The organism is Limnobacter sp., from assembly GCF_043511195.1.
Lineage (GTDB): Bacteria > Pseudomonadota > Gammaproteobacteria > Burkholderiales > Burkholderiaceae_B > Limnobacter.
This window is the reverse complement of record NZ_CP121330.1, coordinates 1,998,902-2,015,738: the sequence shown is the minus strand read 5'-3', so window position 1 is coordinate 2,015,738 and position 16,837 is coordinate 1,998,902. Positions and strand designations below refer to the sequence as shown.

Genomic DNA, 16,837 nt, shown 5'->3' with positions numbered 1-16,837 from the left:
GAGGCGGCTTAAACGACTTGCTCAGGAAGAAGCCGAATTAGTGTCGCAAAACGCCCAGAAGGAACACCCTGCTGTTGCCCCCGTCGATGAGAAAACCAACGTAAATCAGTGACCGTGTCCCAATCGCCAACCTGAACTTTGCCTACACCCAGGTCGTCAAGCACGCAACGAGCCAGACCATAGATATTCGCCAGAAATTTTCCGTCAGACCCAGCGGGTTTGAAATACATTGAGGATGTGGTGATTTTCTGGACAAAGGCATTCAATACCTCAGAACCCACCTCGAACGACTCCGGTCCAATTGCCGGTCCCAACCAAACCTTGATCTGACCCATCGGCACATTGCACGCATTACCCAGCGCTTTGGCTGTGGCCTGTAGTACGCCAGCATGCAAACCCCGCCAACCTGCATGTGCTGCGGCAACACCGATGGCTTTGCCGGAATAATCAAAGGCGGCAAATACAGCAGGCAGGCAATCTGCGGTCATGATGGCTAAAGCAACATTGCTGTTGACGCATGTAGAGGCATCAGCACTTGGTGGCATGGCACCAAGGCCATGTGAATTGGTTAACAGACTGGCATCAAATACATCGCACCCATGCACCTGATTCAGCCAAAGAACTGCGGCACCCATTTCCTGCTGAACAACGCTGCGCCTGTTTTCGACATCATCCAGTTCGTCTCCAACATGTGTACCCAAATTGAAACCAAAAGGGCCAGTGTCAAAGGCAGGATCGCCGAATCCGGTTTGCGTTACACACACCTTCACCCCCAACCAGTTTGGACCGATTTCGGCCAATGGCAGGAATTTATTCGATTTCTTCGAGGTCATCATCGTCATCAAATCGCGCCAGCACCGAGGCCTTGTGTTGGTGTGCTTCCTCAAGCACAGCCTCTTCGACCTCGTCGCTGTGAAAGTCTATGCCAGCCATTTCTCCCAGCAAACGCAAGTCCTCTGGGGCCTTGGCCACATATTCAGGCCATTCATGGTTGCCAAGGCTTTCATCCCAATCTTCTGCAGCTTCATCAGTGCCCTGCACATGAAAATGAGCCGGGTCGGGAAAGCTGAGATGCGTGGCATGCAAGGCCTGGCGCTCAAACTTTTCTCCATTTGGAAGCTCGATGGACGACAGCCTTAACGCCGAATGACTGCCAGCCCCCCTGATTTTATAAACAGGATCGGCCACCAAGGCAAAACCTGCATGCTGTGCATGCACGCGAATTTGATGGGTACGCCCCGTTTCAAGGCGACACACCATCAAAGTGACCGGCACCTCAAGCAGTTCACCGAAGGCTACCGGGGTAAAGTGAGTGACTGCGGGCTTGCCATGATCAACCACAGCCATGCGCAAGCGGTTGCGCGGGTCGCGGCCCAAGGGGTTGTTCACAGTTAGCGAGTTGGCAATGCGCCCCCACACCATGGCCAAGTACACACGTTTTACAATTCGGGCTTGCAGCATCTGGACCAGCTTCACCTGGGTTTCCTGAGTTCGAGCCACCACCATCAGGCCGGTGGTGTCGGCATCCAGACGGTGAACAATACCCGCACGGGGCACGTGGATCAATTCGGGGTCAAGGTGATACAAACCATTCATCAAGGTACCCGTCCAGTGCCCAGGCGCAGGGTGAACCACCAAACCCGCCTGCTTGTTGACCACTGTGTATTCCTGGGTGCGCGCCACAATGTCCAGGCCCATGTCCTCAGGTATCAATGCCTGCATGTGGGCAAGAACCCCTGGACTAAGCGCGATGCGGTCCATGCCTTGTACTTTCTGGTTGCCTTTGGCTGCGGCCACGCCATTGACCAGCACCCGCTCCTCTTTTAACCAGCCCTGCAGGCGGGAACGGGAATACTGCGGGAACAACTCGGCAATCACTTTGTCCAAGCGAGAACCACCCAGTTCCATAGGCACCCGGGCTTGCAAAGGTTGATCGGGTTGCGCGCTTTCTGCGTCGTCGTGAATTTGGGAGGTCATAAATTAAAATCGAATCTTTCAATTGAGTATGCCGCCGGTGGGCAGCACGGGCTTTGCCCGATATAATGGAAAACCATAGATGATCAAACAGGGACACTTCGGGTTTCGAAATCACATGAACAAAACCACATTGGCCCCGCGCAATACTTGGCTGCGCACATTATCGCAGTTATTCCTGATCCCCGCGTTGATTTTCGCACTGGCTGCCTGCGGCTCGGCAAAACAATTCGATGAAACCGAGGGTTGGAGCCCTGCCCGCCTTTACGAGGAAGCCAAAGCAGAAATTGATGTGGGCAACTACGAACGCGGCATCGAATTGCTGGAAAAGCTGGAAGCGCGCTACCCTTACGGCCGTTTTGCGCAGCAAGCTCAAATTGACACCGCATTTGCCTATTATAAGTCTGGCGACAATGCCCAGGCTTTGGCAGCGACCGACCGCTTCATCAAGCTGTACCCCAACCACCAAAACCTTGATTATGTGTATTACCTGCGTGGTCTGATCAGCTTTAACGAAGACAAAGGCATTTTTGCACTGCTGTCTGGCGAAGATCAAAGTGCTCGCGACCCGAAAGGAACACGCGCAGCATTTGATGCGTTCAAGGAAGTAGTCAGTCGCTTTCCTGAGAGCAAATATTACGACGACAGCAAGTCTCGCCTTCAATACCTGGTGAATGCACTGGCGCAAAACGAGTTGCATGTGGCCCGCTATTATTACAAGCGTGGCGCCTACCTGGCCGCCGTTAACCGGGCTCAGGAAGTGGTTCGTCGATTCGAACAGACACCCTCCATCGAGGAAGCCCTGTTTATCAGCCTGAGAAGCTACGAGAAATTGAATATGACCGCCTTGGCGGCAGACACCAAGCGTGTGATCAACCTGAACTTCAAAGACAGCCCTTACTGGGATATGGATCTTCCAGAAAAGGAAAAGGTTGAAGCCAAGTGGTGGCAGGTCTGGAAAGAGTAAACACTCTTCTGGTTTTATAAAAAAGGATCCTTCGCGGATCCTTTTTTATTTTTGGCGCTTGTCAGTCATGAACTGAATAGCCACTTTCAATTCTCGTGTGCGCTTGAACGGGGGCAAACTACGCCAAAGCAGCTTGCCATAGCCTTTTTCTACCAAGCGACGGTCGCCAATCAGCAATACACCCCAATCTGATTCGTCACGAATCAAGCGGCCGGCTCCCTGCTTCAGCGCAATGGCAGCATCGGGCAATGACAGATCCTGAAACGCATTGCCACCGCGGTTTTTAATCAACTCACTTTTGGCTTGAAACACAGGATCATCAGGTGGTGCAAACGGCAACTTGTCGATAATGACCAAGCGCAGCCCTTCACCCCGAATGTCCACACCTTCCCAAAAGCTGGCGGCCCCCACCAAAACCGGGTTATTCAACACCCGGAACTGTTCAAGCAACTCGGCCCTGGATGCTTCCCCCTGGACCAACAAGCTCCAATCAAGCTCGTCCTTCTCAATGCGTTCACGCAGGTATTCCCCCACTTGCTTGACCGCGCGATGGCTGGTGCACAGAAAAAACACGCCGCCCTCACTGGCTTGCAGCAACGGCCACACCGTTTCGCACAACTTCTTGCTGAATTGGGGCTCGTTTGGAAACGGGAGATTGTCGGGTACACACAGCAATGCCTGCGACTCATAGTCAAAAGGACTGGGCAACAAAAGCTGTTGGCAATCATCCAGCCCCACCTGCAAGGTGAAGTGCTGCAAGCTTTCCTTGATACTCAAGGTGGCACTGGTAAACACCCACGCTTTGGGCTGTTCGGCATACAACTTGGCAAATGCATTGGATACATCCAGTGGTGAATCACAGAACTGAACCACATGGGTAGACACACTCACCCATCGCACAGATTGTTCATCGGCTTGCGCGGTTGCGGGCGAGAACCAATCTTGCCAGCGCAGGCACAGCTCGCTTGCCCGGCCCATCAGTTTCACCCACGACTCATTGCGCACCGACAATGGGCTGATCATTTCAATCAAGCCCTCCAGGCGACTTTCAAAGTCAGCGCACACGGCAGCCACGCCATTCAAGGCCAAAAACTGGGCATGCGTGAACCGCGCTGAATCAATCTCGGTACCTACGATTCGGCGAATTTCCTTCAGGGCAAGCTCCATGGGGCGGAGCACGGTGTCCCAATCGCCAGCATCCGCACTGGAAGTTCGGCCTTCAATGAGTACATCACGCAAAAACTCCTGACACTGGGCTGTGGATATCGCCTGTCCAAGCAGGCTTGTCGCGATATCTGGCAACTGGTGTGCTTCGTCAAATACGATTACATCGCAGGCGGGCAGCAATTCTGCAATTCCCTCTTCTTTCAGCGCAAGGTCGGCCAAAAACAAATGGTGATTCACCACAACCACCTCTGCGTCCAGCGCATCCCGGCGCGCCTTGTTCACAAAACACTCGGAGGCATTGGGGCATTCGCCACCCAAACAGTTGTCTTTGTTGGAAGTTACCCAGCTCCACACGGCGGAATCCTCGGGCACCCCTGCACAATCGGCGCGATCACCCGTGAGAGTGCGGCCAGCAAATAGTTTCACTTTTTGAAGATGATCCACTTCACGCGGCGACGGCAAACGTGCCTCTTTTAAAGCCCGCTCAAGGTGAAAATGGCACACATAATTTTGACGGCCTTTCAGCAAAGCCACATTAACCGGCACCCCCAAGGCTTCACGAACCAGCGGAAGGTCTTTGTTGAACAACTGATCTTGCAAAGTTTTGGTGGCCGTGGACAACAATACCCTGCGACCCGACAACAGAGCAGGCACGACATACGCAAAGGTTTTGCCTGTACCTGTGCCCGCCTCGACAACCAAAGCGCTTTGTTTCTCAATGGCCTGCCCCACGGCTTGTGCCATTTCGATTTGTGATTCGCGTGCACTGAACCCAGGCAAACGGCGAGCCAAAGCGCCACCAGGGGCGAATGCCTCGTTCAAGGGTTCAGAAAAATCAAACATGCAGGATACAGGTGCGTTTAGGTGTAAAAGTTAGGCGGGAATATCGGGTTCAAGCTGAATTTGGAGCAGCGTAATCGAGTCTTTGATTTGCAACTTTCGCTTTTTCAACCTGCGAACCTGTAGCTGATCGAAACCTGCCTGCGCCGTGAGCATGGCAATTATTTGATCCAGGTCGCGGTGCTCGACTTGCAGTTCTACGATTCGTCGCTTGATCGATTCAATGTCTTCAGTGTGGACCATGGGCATTCAGGTTGAACCAGCTCGGTGTTGTGAACATTGTAGCCGCAAGTGAACGAAGGCTGGAAACAATCTACCCGAAGTGGATCACCCGTTCTGCGGCCTGTTTTAGTTTGGTGTTCTCGCGCGTCGATTCGCATACTCATTCAAACGAATCATGTCTTCGGCCTGACCTTGAACTTCCAGGTGTGCCCTGCGAATTTGAGCGCCTTGTAAACGCACATCGTCCAGGCAACTGGATACAAAAAACTTTTTGTAACAGGCGCGTGACTGTTCGTTCAACTCGTACTCCAGGTACTCAAGTTGTTTTTCACGCTCAGCCACGTAGGCTCGTGCTTGGTCAAGCGTATTTGGCGCTTGGGGTTTACTTGCCTGAAGTTGGATCGTGCTGCAAGCTGCCAGCAACAAGGCCGAAGCTGGCAAAATGCGGGTGAACAGGCCTTGCACCCTAACCCCGAAGGACTTCACAAGCTGTGGCACAATGCCCTGCTTACTTTGAAAACTCATAGATCAGAATCCATGTCGCTTGTTCAAAATCGAATTATCGCCCAGTTGGCCCAAGAATTGGGTGCCGCGCAATCACAAATCAAGGCAGCTGTGGATTTGTTGGACGAAGGCTCAACTGTACCCTTCATTGCCCGTTACCGAAAAGAGGCCACGGGCGGGCTCGACGACGCACTGCTTCGCGACCTTCAAGAACGACTGGTGTACCTGCGTGAACTGGAAGACCGACGCGGCAGTATTCTGGAATCCATTGAAAGCCAGGGCAAACTGACACCCGAACTCAAAGCCGCAATTGAACAAGCAGAAAACAAACAAACGCTGGAAGACTTGTACCTACCCTACAAGCCCAAGCGCCGCACGCGTGCCCAAATTGCCCGTGAAGCCGGCCTGCAGCCACTGGCTGATGAAATCTTTGAAAACAAGCAAGCAGTGCCTGAAGAATTGGCCGCGGCTTACTTGAATGCCGAACATCAAATTAATGACACCAAGGCGGCGCTGGACGGTGCACGTGACATTTTGGCTGAACAGTTTTCCGAGAACGCAGCTTTGTTGGCTCTTTTAAGAAGTCGCTTGAAAGCCGAGGGCGCTATTCGCGCCGCTGTAGTGCCTGAAAAAGCCAGCGAAGCAATCAAATTTCAAGATTACTTTGAACATCAAGAAGCCTTGAGCAGCACCGCGTCGCACCGCATGTTGGCCATGCTTCGCGGTCGCGAGCAAGGATTCTTGACGCTAAAAGTGGATTTACCAGAGGTGTGGGAAGCCGAGAGCCCGCGCGCGCCCCATCCCTTCGAATCAGAAATCGCGCGATTGCATGGCATTGAACGCAATGACAGTCCTCGAGGTAAATTTCTCAATGAAACATGCCGCTGGACCTGGAAAATCAAATTAGCCAGCTCCCTGGAAAGTGAGGTGATCGGTACGCTGCGTGACGCAGCCCAAGCCGAGGCCATTACCGTGTTTGGAAAAAACCTGAAAGACCTGCTGTTGTCGGCGCCAGCCGGTGGCAAGGCCACCATGGGCCTGGACCCGGGTATTCGCACTGGCGTGAAAGTGGCCGTGATAGACAGCACAGGCCAGGTGGTTGAACACGCCACTGTTTACCCACACGAGCCGCGCCGCCAATGGAATGAATCGATTGCGCTGCTGGCAGCGCTTTGCATGAAACACAATGTCGAATTGATTGCGATCGGCAATGGAACGGCCAGCCGGGAAACTGATCAGCTTGCTGCCGACTTGCTTGCCCAACACAAAGACCTCAAAGCCACCCGAGTCATGGTCAGTGAAGCAGGTGCCTCGGTTTACTCCGCTTCAGCCTTGGCATCAGCCGAATTGCCCGATCTCGATGTCAGCATTCGCGGTGCAGTTTCAATTGCACGCCGACTTCAGGACCCCTTGGCGGAGCTTGTAAAAATTGATCCGAAATCAATTGGTGTGGGTCAATACCAGCACGATGTGGATCAGCGCCAGTTGAGTGGACGCCTTGACGCGGTGGTTGAAGATTGCGTCAATGCGGTGGGTGTAGAAGTGAATACGGCGTCTGAGCAATTGCTGTCGCGCGTATCGGGCTTGAACGCATCAGTGGCCAAAGCACTGGTTTCATTCAGAAACAGCAACGGCAAATTTAAAAGCCGCGAAGACCTTCGCAAAGTGCCACGACTCGGTGACAAAACATTCGAACAAGCGGCGGGCTTCCTGCGTATTCACGGTGCCGATAATCCTCTCGATGCATCCTCGGTGCACCCAGAGGCCTACATTGTGGTGGAGAAAATGGCGTCCAAGGTTAAGAAGCCAGTGGGCAGCCTGGTCGGCAATCGAGACGCGCTGAAAGAGCTGAAACCCACCGAGTTTGTGGATGACCGGTTCGGTTTACCCACCGTTCAGGATATTTTGATCGAACTTGAAAAGCCGGGCCGTGACCCGCGCCCCAGCTTCAAGACCGCCAAGTTTGACGACAAGGTACACACCATGGCCGATTTAAAACCGGGCATGACACTTGAGGGTGTGGTCACCAACGTGGCGAACTTCGGTGCTTTTGTCGACATTGGTGTGCACCAGGATGGATTGGTGCACGTGTCTGCCTTGTCGAATACCTTTGTGAAAGACCCGCACAGCGTGGTCAAGACCGGTCAAATTGTCAAAGTGAAAGTGCTTGAGGTCGACATTCCACGCAAGCGGATTTCGTTGACCATGAAAATGGGCGACGATGTGCCCAAAGCTGCACCAGGGCAAAATACCGCTCGCCAAGTTCAAGCCAACCGTGCAGGTGACTCTCGAGGCGATCGGCGTGGTGGAAATGGCGCACCACAACCGGGCTCCGGATTTGCGAACAATGCATTTGCTGCCGCGTTTGCAAAGGCGAAGGGAAGCAAATAAGCGCAGATCAAAGGCGAACGGCGTTTCGCTTCGGTGAGTCCAGGTACTCTTTTGATTGCATTTCAACAATGCGGCTCACCGTGCGGAAGAACTCATGCGCCATGGCACCTTCGGTGTAAAGTTCTTCCGGCTCTACTGCTGCCGACATGATCAACTTCACTTTGTGGTCGTAGAGCACGTCAATCAACCAGGTGAATCGGCGCGCCTCCGACGCCATGCCAGCTCCCATCTTGGGTACGCCACTTAGAATGACGGTTTGAAACTGACTGGCAATTTCCAGATAATCGTTTTGTGAGCGGGGGCCACCACACAAGGTGGGGAAGTCAAACCACACCACTGAACCCGCACGGCGCACTGCCTTGATCACGCGCGATTCGATTTGCAACTCGGCAGCCTCGTCGGCCACTTCAGCCAAACGATTAAAATCGTCGGTCAATTGAATGTCTGCACTTTCAGTCAACGGCATCAGGTAGGTGTTCAATTGCGCCAATGTGCGGCGGCGATAATCGACCCCCACATCCACATTGATCACATCAAGCTGCTTGTTCAACAAAGCAATTGCGGGCAGCAAACGATCGCGGTGCAGGCCGTCCGGGTACAAATCGTCGGGTTTGTAATTTGAAGTCATCAAGAACGTAACGCCATTGGCAAACAAGCCATCGAGCAGGCGATAAAGAATCATGGCATCGGCAATGTCCGACACGTGAAACTCATCAAAACAAATCAGGCGATAACGTTTGGCGATGCGTGCCGCCACCTCGTCGAGCGGATCTTGAACACCTTTCAGGTCATCGAGTTCTGCATGCACCCCTCGCATGAACTCATGAAAGTGCAAACGTATTTTGCGCTGAACAGTGACCGAGTTGTAAAAGCAATCCATTAAAAAACTTTTACCACGGCCAACTCCGCCCCACAGGTACAAGCCTTTGGGTACAGCGGGGCGATTCAAAAACTTCTTGATCACACTGCTGCGCGCCTTTTTGTATTCCACAAACTCATCATAGAAAAGCTGCATGCGGTCCACGGCCTTTTGCTGTGCAGCATCCGATTGGTAACCCCGTTCGGCCAAAGTTTGTTTGTAATGTTCCTGAACGTTCACGATGATGAGTTTGAATCAATAGAATTAAAAACGGCCGATGAAGCAATTCACCAGCCGTTTGGGGTCGACGTCAGTCTGAGTTTAACCGTTCAGTTGACGCTTGTCGCAAGCCAAAGCCGCTTCCTTAACTACTTCAGACAAACTGGGGTGTGCATAGCAAATGCGGCCAATATCCTCAGAAGAAGCTTTGAACTCCATCGCCATCACCGCTTCTGCAATCAGATCGGATGCATGGCTGTTGATGATATGAACGCCCAAAACTTCGTCAGTAGTGGCGTCGGCCAGCACTTTCACAAAGCCTTGTGAATCGCCTTGCCCCAGCGCACGGCCATTGGCCATGAACGGGAACTGACCTGCCTTGTACTTGCGGCCTTCCTGTTTCAACTGCTGCTCGGTTTTACCAACCCAGGCCACTTCAGGTGAGGTGTAAATAACCCATGGAATGGTGTCATAGTTGCAGTGGCCGGCCTGACCCGCCATGATTTCAGCAACCATTACGCCCTCTTCCTCGGCTTTGTGCGCCAGCATGGCACCGCGAATTACATCACCAACTGCATAAATGCCCGCAACCAATGTTTGGCAATGTGCGTCCACATCGATTTGACCGCGGTCGTTGGTTTTCAGGCCAACTGCTTCCAGGTTCAAACCATCGGTATTGGGCACACGGCCTACCGACACGATCAACTTGTCGCAATCGAGCTTCTGGGCTGCACCATCTGCATCGGTGTAGGCCACTGAAACACCCTTCTTGCTGGCCTTCACATCGGAGATCTTGACACCCATGTGCATCTTCAAGCCTTGTTTGGTGAAGATCTTCTGCATTTCCTTGGCAACACCTTCGTCGGCAGCGGCCAGGAAATTAGGCATGGCTTCAAGCACGGTTACGTCAGCACCCAAACGGCGCCAAACCGAACCCAACTCCAGACCAATTACACCGGCACCAATCACGCCCAATTTCTTGGGCACAGCGCCAAATTTCAAGGCACCTTCGTTGTCGCATACCAATTCGTTGTCAACGACAATACCTGGCAAATGGCGGGCCTTGGAACCAGTGGCCACAATCACTTGCTTGGCAGTCACCTTCTCTTCACCCGCGGCACTTTTCACTGTCAGCTCAAAACCGCCATCAACCTTGCCGGAAAAACTGGCCCACCCCTTGATGGGCGTGACTTTGTTTTTCTTGAACAAGTACTGAATGCCACCTGTCATCTTGGCAACGATGTCATCCTTGCGCTTGACCATCTTGGCCACATCCATCGTCGCGCCTGTCACAGTGATACCGTGGTCTTCCGCATGGTGAGCAATCTTCTCGAATTCCTCAGAAGATGCCAGCAAAGCTTTCGATGGAATACAACCCACGTTCAGGCAGGTACCACCCAAACGCGGCTCGCCCTTGGGATCATCGTAAGCATTGCCTTCAATACAGGCCACTTTCATGCCCAATTGACCTGCACGGATCGCGGCGATGTAACCGCCTGGGCCCGCACCGATCACTACTACGTCGTATTGTGTACTCATGACTATTCCCCTTACAGTTCCAGCAGCAAGCGTGCTGGGTCTTCCAGGGCTTCCTTCATTGCAACCAAACCAAGCACCGCCTCGCGACCATCAATAATTCGGTGATCGTAGCTCATGGCCAGGTAGTTCATGGGGCGAATCACGATTTCACCGTTTTCAACCACGGCACGTTCTTTGGTGGCATGAATACCCAAAATTGCTGACTGGGGTGGGTTGATAATCGGGGTGGACAACATGGAACCAAACACACCACCGTTGGAAATCGAGAAGGTGCCGCCTGTCAGGTCATCAAGGCTCAACTTGCCGTCTTTGGCTTTCTGGCCGAATTCTGCAATTTTCATCTCGATGTCGGCAATGCTCATTTGATCTGCGTTGCGAATAATCGGCACCACCAAACCGCGTGGCGAACCCACTGCAATACCGATATCAAAGTAGCCGTGGTACACGACGTCGCTGCCATCTACAGAAGCATTCAACACAGGGTACTTTTTCAAGGCTGCCACTGCAGCTTTCACGAAGAAGCCCATGAAGCCCAGCTTGGCACCATGCTCTTTCTCGAACTTGTCTTTGTACTTGTTGCGCAAGTCCATCACCGGCTTCATGTTCACTTCGTTGAACGTGGTCAGAATGGCGTTGGTTTGCTGAGACTGCACCAGTCGTTCAGCAACACGGGCTCGCAAACGGCTCATGGGCACGCGCTGCTCTGGGCGACCTTCGATCAAGGTAGCAGGATCAAGCGGAGCCTTTACCTCGGGCAGGAGACTAACTGGCTTGGCAGCAGCCGGTGCAGCTGCTGGTTTGGCTGCAGGTGCAGGCGCTGCTGCAGGTGCATTCAAGGTACCAATCACATCGCCTTTGGTGATGCGGCCATCTTTGCCAGAACCTGCGATTTGACCAGCACTCAGATTGTTTTCAGCCATCATTTTGGCTGCAGCTAGCATGGCCACTGAACCATCTACATTGGCAGAAGGAGCCGGAGCCGATGCTGCCGGGGCAGCCGCTGGAGCGGCGGCGGCAGGTGCAGATTCTGCAGCAGGCGCGCTTGCGGAGGCACTAGCTTCGGTGTCAATTTTTGCCAAAACCTGACCTGCTACAACAGTTGCACCGTCTTCGCACAGAATTTCAACGATTACGCCACCTGAAGGTGCAGGCACTTCAAGCACCACCTTGTCGGTTTCTACGTCAATCAGATTTTCGTCACGCTTGACAGCGTCACCCGGTTTTTTGTACCAATTCAACAGCGTTGCTTCGGCGACAGATTCGGACAGTTGTGGTACGACCACTTCTACGATTGCCATGGAATATTTTCCTTTTGAATTCTTTGTTCAAGTGCGGGCGGCCACCATGACCTGCCCGCTTCCTGTGTTTATTTAGTTACCACGAAACCCTTGAGCTTGCCGAATGCAGCATCGATCAGCGCTTTCTGCTGTTCGTTGTGCTTGGCGTAATAGCCCACGGCCGGAGAAGCTGAAGCCGGACGACCTGCATAACCCAGACGCTGTCCTTCGGACAGGTTTTCCAACACATTGTGCTGGATCTGGAACCAGGGACCCTGGTTTTGAGGTTCGTCCTGACACCACACCACATCAGTCAGGTTCGGATACTTACGCAATTCAGCGCTAAGTGACTTGTGTGGGAATGGATAAAGCTGCTCAACACGCGCAATCGCAACATCTTTGATATTGCGCTCACGACGAGCCGCGATAAGGTCGTAATACACCCGACCAGAACAAAGCACCACTCGTTTGACCTTGCTGGAATCCAGTTCGCCCTGATCACCGATGACAGTCTGAAAGTGACCTTTGGACAGGTCTTGCAAAGAAGAAGTGGCTTCCTTGTGACGCAACAAAGACTTCGGTGTCATGATGATCAATGGCTTGCGGAACAAGCGGATCATCTGGCGACGCAACAAGTGGAAAATCTGTGCCGGCGTAGTGGGCTGGCACACTTGCATGTTGTTCTCGGCGCACAACTGCAAATAACGCTCGATGCGCGCGGAAGAATGTTCGGGACCCTGCCCTTCGTAGCCGTGCGGCAGCATCATCACCAAACCGGAGGCACGCCCCCATTTCACTTCACCGGATGAAATGAACTGGTCGATCACCACTTGGGCGCCGTTGGCGAAATCACCGAACTGGGCTTCCCAGATGACCAAGGTGTTGGGTTCAGCTGTGGAGTACCCATACTCAAAACCAAGCACAGCTTCTTCGGACAACACCGAGTCGATCACTGTGAATGGCGCCTGACCTTCAGAGATATTTTCAAGAGGGACGTAAGTGCCCTCACTCCACTTTTCGCGACCCTGATGATGCAGTACAGCGTGGCGGTGAGTGAACGTGCCGCGACCGCAATCCTGACCAGTCATGCGAACGGCATAACCGGATGAAACCAGGGAAGCATAAGCCAAGTGCTCACCCATGCCCCAGTCGAGCAAGGTTTCTCCTTGTCCCATGGCGGCGCGGTCTGCAATCACCTTTTGCACCAAGGGATGAACCTTGAAGTTTTCAGGCACTGTAGTAACACGTTCAGACAAACGCTTGATTTCAGAAATTGGCACAGACGTATCAGCCGCGTCAGTCCACTTCTTGTTCAGGTAAGGTGACCAATCAACAGCGAATTTGCTCTTGTAATTGGTCAGCACTGGGTCAGCACGGTTGTGCTTGCCCTCGTCCATGGCAGCACGGAAATCTGCAACCAACTTGTCCGCGCCGTCGTCCTTCAAAATACCCTGCATCACCAAACGTTCAGCGTACAAAGTACGAGTGCCTGGATGCTGACCAATTTTCTTGTACATCAAGGGTTGGGTAACTGCAGGCGTGTCTTGCTCGTTGTGTCCCAATTTACGGAAACACACAATATCAATCACCACGTCTTGCTGGAATTCCATGCGGAAATCAAGCGCCAATTGAGTCACGAAAATAACCGCTTCGGGATCGTCACCATTCACATGGAATACGGGTGCTTCAATCATCTTCACGACGTCTGAACAGTACAAAGTCGAGCGACTGTCGCGAGGATCCGAAGTGGTGAAACCGATCTGGTTGTTAATTACAATGTGAACCGTACCGCCCGTGCCGTAGCCGCGGGTGTGTACCAGGTTCAGGGTTTCCATGACGACACCCTGACCGGCGAAGGCAGCATCGCCGTGCACCAGCACTGGCAATACCTGCTTACCCTCTTTGTCGCCGCGACGTTCCTGGCGAGCTTTCACGGAGCCTTCGACCACCGGGTTCACGATTTCAAGGTGCGATGGGTTAAACGCCAATGACAAGTGCATGGGGCCACCGGGGGTGGTCACATCCGATGAAAAGCCTTGGTGATACTTCACGTCACCGGCTGGCAAATCATCTGCATGCTTGCCTTCAAATTCTTCAAACAACTGGCTTGGGCTTTTGCCCAAAATGTTCACCAACACGTTCAAGCGACCGCGGTGAGCCATACCAATGATGGTTTCTTGCACACCGTTGGCACCACCACGCTGAATCACTTGATCAAGCGAAGCAATAAACGATTCACCACCTTCCAGTGAGAAACGTTTCTGGCCCACATAACGGGTATGCAAATAACGTTCGAGACCTTCGGCAGCAGTAAGGCGCTCAAGAATGTGCAATTTCTCTTCAGCAGTCAGTTGGGCGGTGCCCAGGCTGGTTTCCATGCGTTCTTGCAACCAGCGCTTTTGAGCGGGGTCGCTGATGTGCATGTATTCAATACCAATGGAGCGGCAATAAGTGTCACGCAGCGCCTTCACGATATCGCGAAGGGTCATTTGGTCTTGACCAAAATAGGTGTTGGTCGCAGAGAACGTGATGTCCATATCCGCTTCGGTCAAACCGTAGAAGGCTGGATCAAGTTCTGGAATATTTGGGCGTTCCTGACGCTTGAGCGGGTCAAGATCAGCAAAACGCGAGCCCAGGAAACGGTAGGCAGCCACAATAGACTGCACATGCACCTGCTTCTTGGCCACTTCCAGATCAGCAGAATGAATCTGCGGCTGCAAGAAGCCTTTTTTGGCGCGTTGAGCAAAAGATTGAACGACCGGCGCATGGGCTACGTCTTTCTCGTTCACGTCGCCGTGAGCGGAAGGTACCATTTGCATTTGGTCAAAATAGGCGCGCCATTTGTCTGGCACAGAACCTGGGTTATCCAGATAGGCCTCGTACATTTCTTCGACATAGGGCGCATTGCCCCCGAACAAGTACGAGTTTTGTTGTAATGATCGCATCATTTGCGCTTCACCTTTTTCCGAGTTTCTCGTTTCAAAGATGTGGGGTTCGGACTCGACCTTGGCTATTGCCATCGGACCGAATCCCTACACACGTGGGTTAAACCGCACTCCCCGTCTGGTTTGTGGAGCCCCTGCCCCTAACCAGATAGCAAAAAACAGCCAAAAAGACTGTTTTAAGAGTTAAGCCCAAAGGATAGCAGATTAGAGAAAGCGCACTAAAGCGTTGTCTTGGATGAATGTGAAAAATGTGGTGAAAATGAAAAAAGCCACCCGAGGGTGGCTTTTCATTTTTAATGGATCATCGAATTAACGTTGATCGATTGGCTTGACGTTGCGATGCGCTGCGCCATTGAACAACTGACGTGGACGACCGATTTTGTACTCGGGGTCTGCAATCATTTCGTTCAACTGGGCGATCCAGCCAACGGTACGGGCCAAGGCAAAGATGGCGGTAAACAGTGGCACAGGAATACCAATGGCTTTTTGAACAATGCCTGAATAAAAGTCAACGTTCGGGTACAGCTTGCGCTTGACGAAGTATTCGTCTTCCAGCGCGATTTTTTCCAAGGCCATGGCAATCTTGAACAATGGGTCGTCGTGCAAGCCAAGTTCGTTCAACACTTCGTGGCAGGTTTCACGCATCAGCTTGGCACGCGGGTCGTAGTTTTTGTACACGCGGTGACCAAAGCCCATCAGGCGCACGCCTGAATCCTTGTCTTTCACCTTGGCGATAAAGTCACCAATCTTTTCTACGCCGCCGTTGGCTTGAATTTCGGTCAGCATATTCAGGCAGGCCTCGTTGGCGCCGCCATGTGATGGACCCCACAAACATGCCACACCGGCTGCAATCGCTGCAAACGGGTTGGTTCCCGAGGAAGCGCACAAACGAACAGTTGAAGTCGATGCGTTTTGCTCGTGATCCGCATGCAAAATGAAGATGCGGTCCATGGCGCGCACCAGCACGTCGTTGACTTTGTATTCTTCACAAGGATTGCCAAACATCATGCGCATGAAATTGGCGGTGTAACCCAGTTCATTCTTGGGATAAATATTCGGTGCACCGATGCCGTATTTGTAGGCCATGGCCACCAGGGTCGGCATTTTCGCGATCAAACGGATCGCGGAAATGTCACGCTGATTTTTGTCCAGCAGGTTCATCGAATCAGGGTAGAAGGCAGACATGCCACCCACCAAGCCAGTCATCACGGCCATGGGGTGCGCGTCGCGGCGGAAACCGCGCAAGAAGAAGTTCATCTGGTCATTGACCATGGTGTGCTTGGTGACCAGCTCGTCGAATGTCGTTTTCTCAGACACATTCGGCAATTCACCGTTCAGCAGCAGGTAACACACGTCCATGAAGTCGCAGTTTTGAGCCAACTGCTCAATTGGGTAGCCGCGGTACAGCAATTCGCCCTTGTCACCATCGATGTAGGTAATGGACGAATTGCAGGATGCTGTGGACAGGAAACCTGGGTCGTAGGTGAATTTGCCGGTCGAGCCGTACAGCTTGCGGATGTCGATCACATCAGGACCAATGGTACCTTTGTGAATGGGAAATTCTACCGAAGGGGTGCCGTCTGAAAAAGACAGCGTGGCCTTGTGTTCTGTGCTCATCGGATTTCCTTCTAATGGATTGAAATTAAAGTTCTCGCATCATCTGGACAACCCTGCGCACATCGGGCGTATCCAGACTACCTTCCAGCTCTTTTCGGCCTAGGAACAGGTCAAGCAGCACGTTATCAACCTCTTCAAACAGCACAGTCAAAGCCTGTACGTCGTCATCGGTTAACTCCATTTCATGCTTGTCGAAAAATCGTTCGATTATCAGGTCGTTTTCCAATAGGCCTCTACGGGCGCGCCAGCGTAAACGGGCACGTTGAGTTGGATCCGCCTGATGACTCTGATTAGCCATAAACTACAACAAAGAAAA

General features: G+C 52.6%; 13 protein-coding genes. 2 read left to right on the top strand and 11 right to left on the bottom strand.

The features are described from left to right. Positions 1-8: 8 nt before the first annotated feature. Together P0D43_RS09630 and P0D43_RS09625 are read right to left on the bottom strand one after the other, a co-directional pair. Positions 9-842 carry a polyphenol oxidase family protein gene (locus P0D43_RS09630; protein ID WP_394672291.1) on the bottom strand — a complete coding sequence of 278 codons (834 nt, stop codon included), beginning with the start codon at positions 840-842 and terminating at the stop codon, positions 9-11. Next, a complete protein-coding gene (locus P0D43_RS09625) occupies positions 811-1,977 on the bottom strand; it encodes an RluA family pseudouridine synthase (protein WP_394672290.1) in 1,167 nt (388 codons plus the stop codon). The genes P0D43_RS09630 and P0D43_RS09625 overlap by 32 nt, the downstream gene beginning before the upstream one ends. A gap of 115 nt (positions 1,978-2,092) precedes the next feature. Here P0D43_RS09625 and P0D43_RS09620 point away from each other — a divergent pair, with 115 nt between their 5' ends. After that, a complete protein-coding gene (locus P0D43_RS09620; RefSeq protein ID WP_394672289.1) occupies positions 2,093-2,941 on the top strand; it encodes an outer membrane protein assembly factor BamD in 849 nt (282 codons plus the stop codon). A gap of 45 nt (positions 2,942-2,986) precedes the next feature. Here P0D43_RS09620 and P0D43_RS09615 read toward each other — a convergent pair whose 3' ends face one another. The 3 genes from P0D43_RS09615 to P0D43_RS09605 all read right to left on the bottom strand — a co-directional run bounded on the left by P0D43_RS09615 (position 2,987) and on the right by P0D43_RS09605 (position 5,695). Further along, positions 2,987-4,951 carry an ATP-dependent DNA helicase gene (locus P0D43_RS09615; protein ID WP_394672288.1) on the bottom strand — a complete coding sequence of 655 codons (1,965 nt, stop codon included), beginning with the start codon at positions 4,949-4,951 and terminating at the stop codon, positions 2,987-2,989. Positions 4,952-4,981: 30 nt separating this feature from the next. Continuing rightward, complete coding sequence (locus P0D43_RS09610; protein WP_008248474.1) at positions 4,982-5,197, bottom strand: YdcH family protein; 216 nt, start codon at positions 5,195-5,197, stop codon at positions 4,982-4,984. Between the two features lie 99 nt (positions 5,198-5,296). Beyond that, positions 5,297-5,695: a hypothetical protein gene (locus P0D43_RS09605; RefSeq protein ID WP_159568650.1), complete on the bottom strand. Its 399-nt coding sequence runs from the start codon at positions 5,693-5,695 to the stop codon at positions 5,297-5,299. Positions 5,696-5,707: 12 nt separating this feature from the next. Between P0D43_RS09605 and P0D43_RS09600 the strand changes: the two genes are divergently transcribed. Next, positions 5,708-8,065, top strand: a complete 2,358-nt coding sequence (locus tag P0D43_RS09600) for a Tex family protein (protein WP_394672287.1) — start codon at positions 5,708-5,710, stop codon at positions 8,063-8,065. Positions 8,066-8,072: 7 nt separating this feature from the next. Here the strand turns inward: P0D43_RS09600 and zapE are convergent, their stop codons facing one another. The 6 genes from zapE to P0D43_RS09570 all read right to left on the bottom strand — a co-directional run bounded on the left by zapE (position 8,073) and on the right by P0D43_RS09570 (position 16,819). Further along, a complete protein-coding gene (zapE, locus tag P0D43_RS09595; RefSeq protein ID WP_394672286.1) occupies positions 8,073-9,164 on the bottom strand; it encodes a cell division protein ZapE in 1,092 nt (363 codons plus the stop codon). 81 nt (positions 9,165-9,245) lie between these two features. After that, positions 9,246-10,682, bottom strand: a complete 1,437-nt coding sequence (gene lpdA / locus P0D43_RS09590; RefSeq protein ID WP_394672285.1) for a dihydrolipoyl dehydrogenase — start codon at positions 10,680-10,682, stop codon at positions 9,246-9,248. Between the two features lie 11 nt (positions 10,683-10,693). Then, positions 10,694-11,980, bottom strand: a complete 1,287-nt coding sequence (gene odhB / locus P0D43_RS09585) for a 2-oxoglutarate dehydrogenase complex dihydrolipoyllysine-residue succinyltransferase (protein ID WP_394672284.1) — start codon at positions 11,978-11,980, stop codon at positions 10,694-10,696. A gap of 68 nt (positions 11,981-12,048) precedes the next feature. Continuing rightward, positions 12,049-14,907 carry a 2-oxoglutarate dehydrogenase E1 component gene (locus P0D43_RS09580; protein WP_159568655.1) on the bottom strand — a complete coding sequence of 953 codons (2,859 nt, stop codon included), beginning with the start codon at positions 14,905-14,907 and terminating at the stop codon, positions 12,049-12,051. Positions 14,908-15,213: 306 nt separating this feature from the next. Continuing rightward, a complete protein-coding gene (locus tag P0D43_RS09575) occupies positions 15,214-16,521 on the bottom strand; it encodes a citrate synthase (protein ID WP_159568656.1) in 1,308 nt (435 codons plus the stop codon). A gap of 25 nt (positions 16,522-16,546) precedes the next feature. Then, positions 16,547-16,819 (bottom strand): succinate dehydrogenase assembly factor 2, encoded by a 273-nt coding sequence (locus P0D43_RS09570; RefSeq protein ID WP_159568657.1) that lies wholly within the window; start codon positions 16,817-16,819, stop codon positions 16,547-16,549. Positions 16,820-16,837 lie beyond the last annotated feature (18 nt).

What these genes read in the sequence shown, in the direction of transcription:
- P0D43_RS09625 (WP_394672290.1), bottom strand. Translation starts at nt 1,977, where the DNA reads ATGACCTCCCAAATTCACGACGACGCAGAAAGCGCGCAACCCGATCAA.
- P0D43_RS09605 (WP_159568650.1), bottom strand. Translation starts at nt 5,695, where the DNA reads ATGAGTTTTCAAAGTAAGCAGGGCATTGTGCCACAGCTTGTGAAGTCC.
- P0D43_RS09630 (WP_394672291.1), bottom strand. Translation starts at nt 842, where the DNA reads ATGACGATGATGACCTCGAAGAAATCGAATAAATTCCTGCCATTGGCC.
- P0D43_RS09600 (WP_394672287.1), top strand. Translation starts at nt 5,708, where the DNA reads ATGTCGCTTGTTCAAAATCGAATTATCGCCCAGTTGGCCCAAGAATTG.
- lpdA (WP_394672285.1), bottom strand. Translation starts at nt 10,682, where the DNA reads ATGAGTACACAATACGACGTAGTAGTGATCGGTGCGGGCCCAGGCGGT.
- P0D43_RS09580 (WP_159568655.1), bottom strand. Translation starts at nt 14,907, where the DNA reads ATGATGCGATCATTACAACAAAACTCGTACTTGTTCGGGGGCAATGCG.
- P0D43_RS09615 (WP_394672288.1), bottom strand. Translation starts at nt 4,951, where the DNA reads ATGTTTGATTTTTCTGAACCCTTGAACGAGGCATTCGCCCCTGGTGGC.
- P0D43_RS09620 (WP_394672289.1), top strand. Translation starts at nt 2,093, where the DNA reads ATGAACAAAACCACATTGGCCCCGCGCAATACTTGGCTGCGCACATTA.
- P0D43_RS09570 (WP_159568657.1), bottom strand. Translation starts at nt 16,819, where the DNA reads ATGGCTAATCAGAGTCATCAGGCGGATCCAACTCAACGTGCCCGTTTA.
- P0D43_RS09575 (WP_159568656.1), bottom strand. Translation starts at nt 16,521, where the DNA reads ATGAGCACAGAACACAAGGCCACGCTGTCTTTTTCAGACGGCACCCCT.
- odhB (WP_394672284.1), bottom strand. Translation starts at nt 11,980, where the DNA reads ATGGCAATCGTAGAAGTGGTCGTACCACAACTGTCCGAATCTGTCGCC.
- P0D43_RS09610 (WP_008248474.1), bottom strand. Translation starts at nt 5,197, where the DNA reads ATGCCCATGGTCCACACTGAAGACATTGAATCGATCAAGCGACGAATC.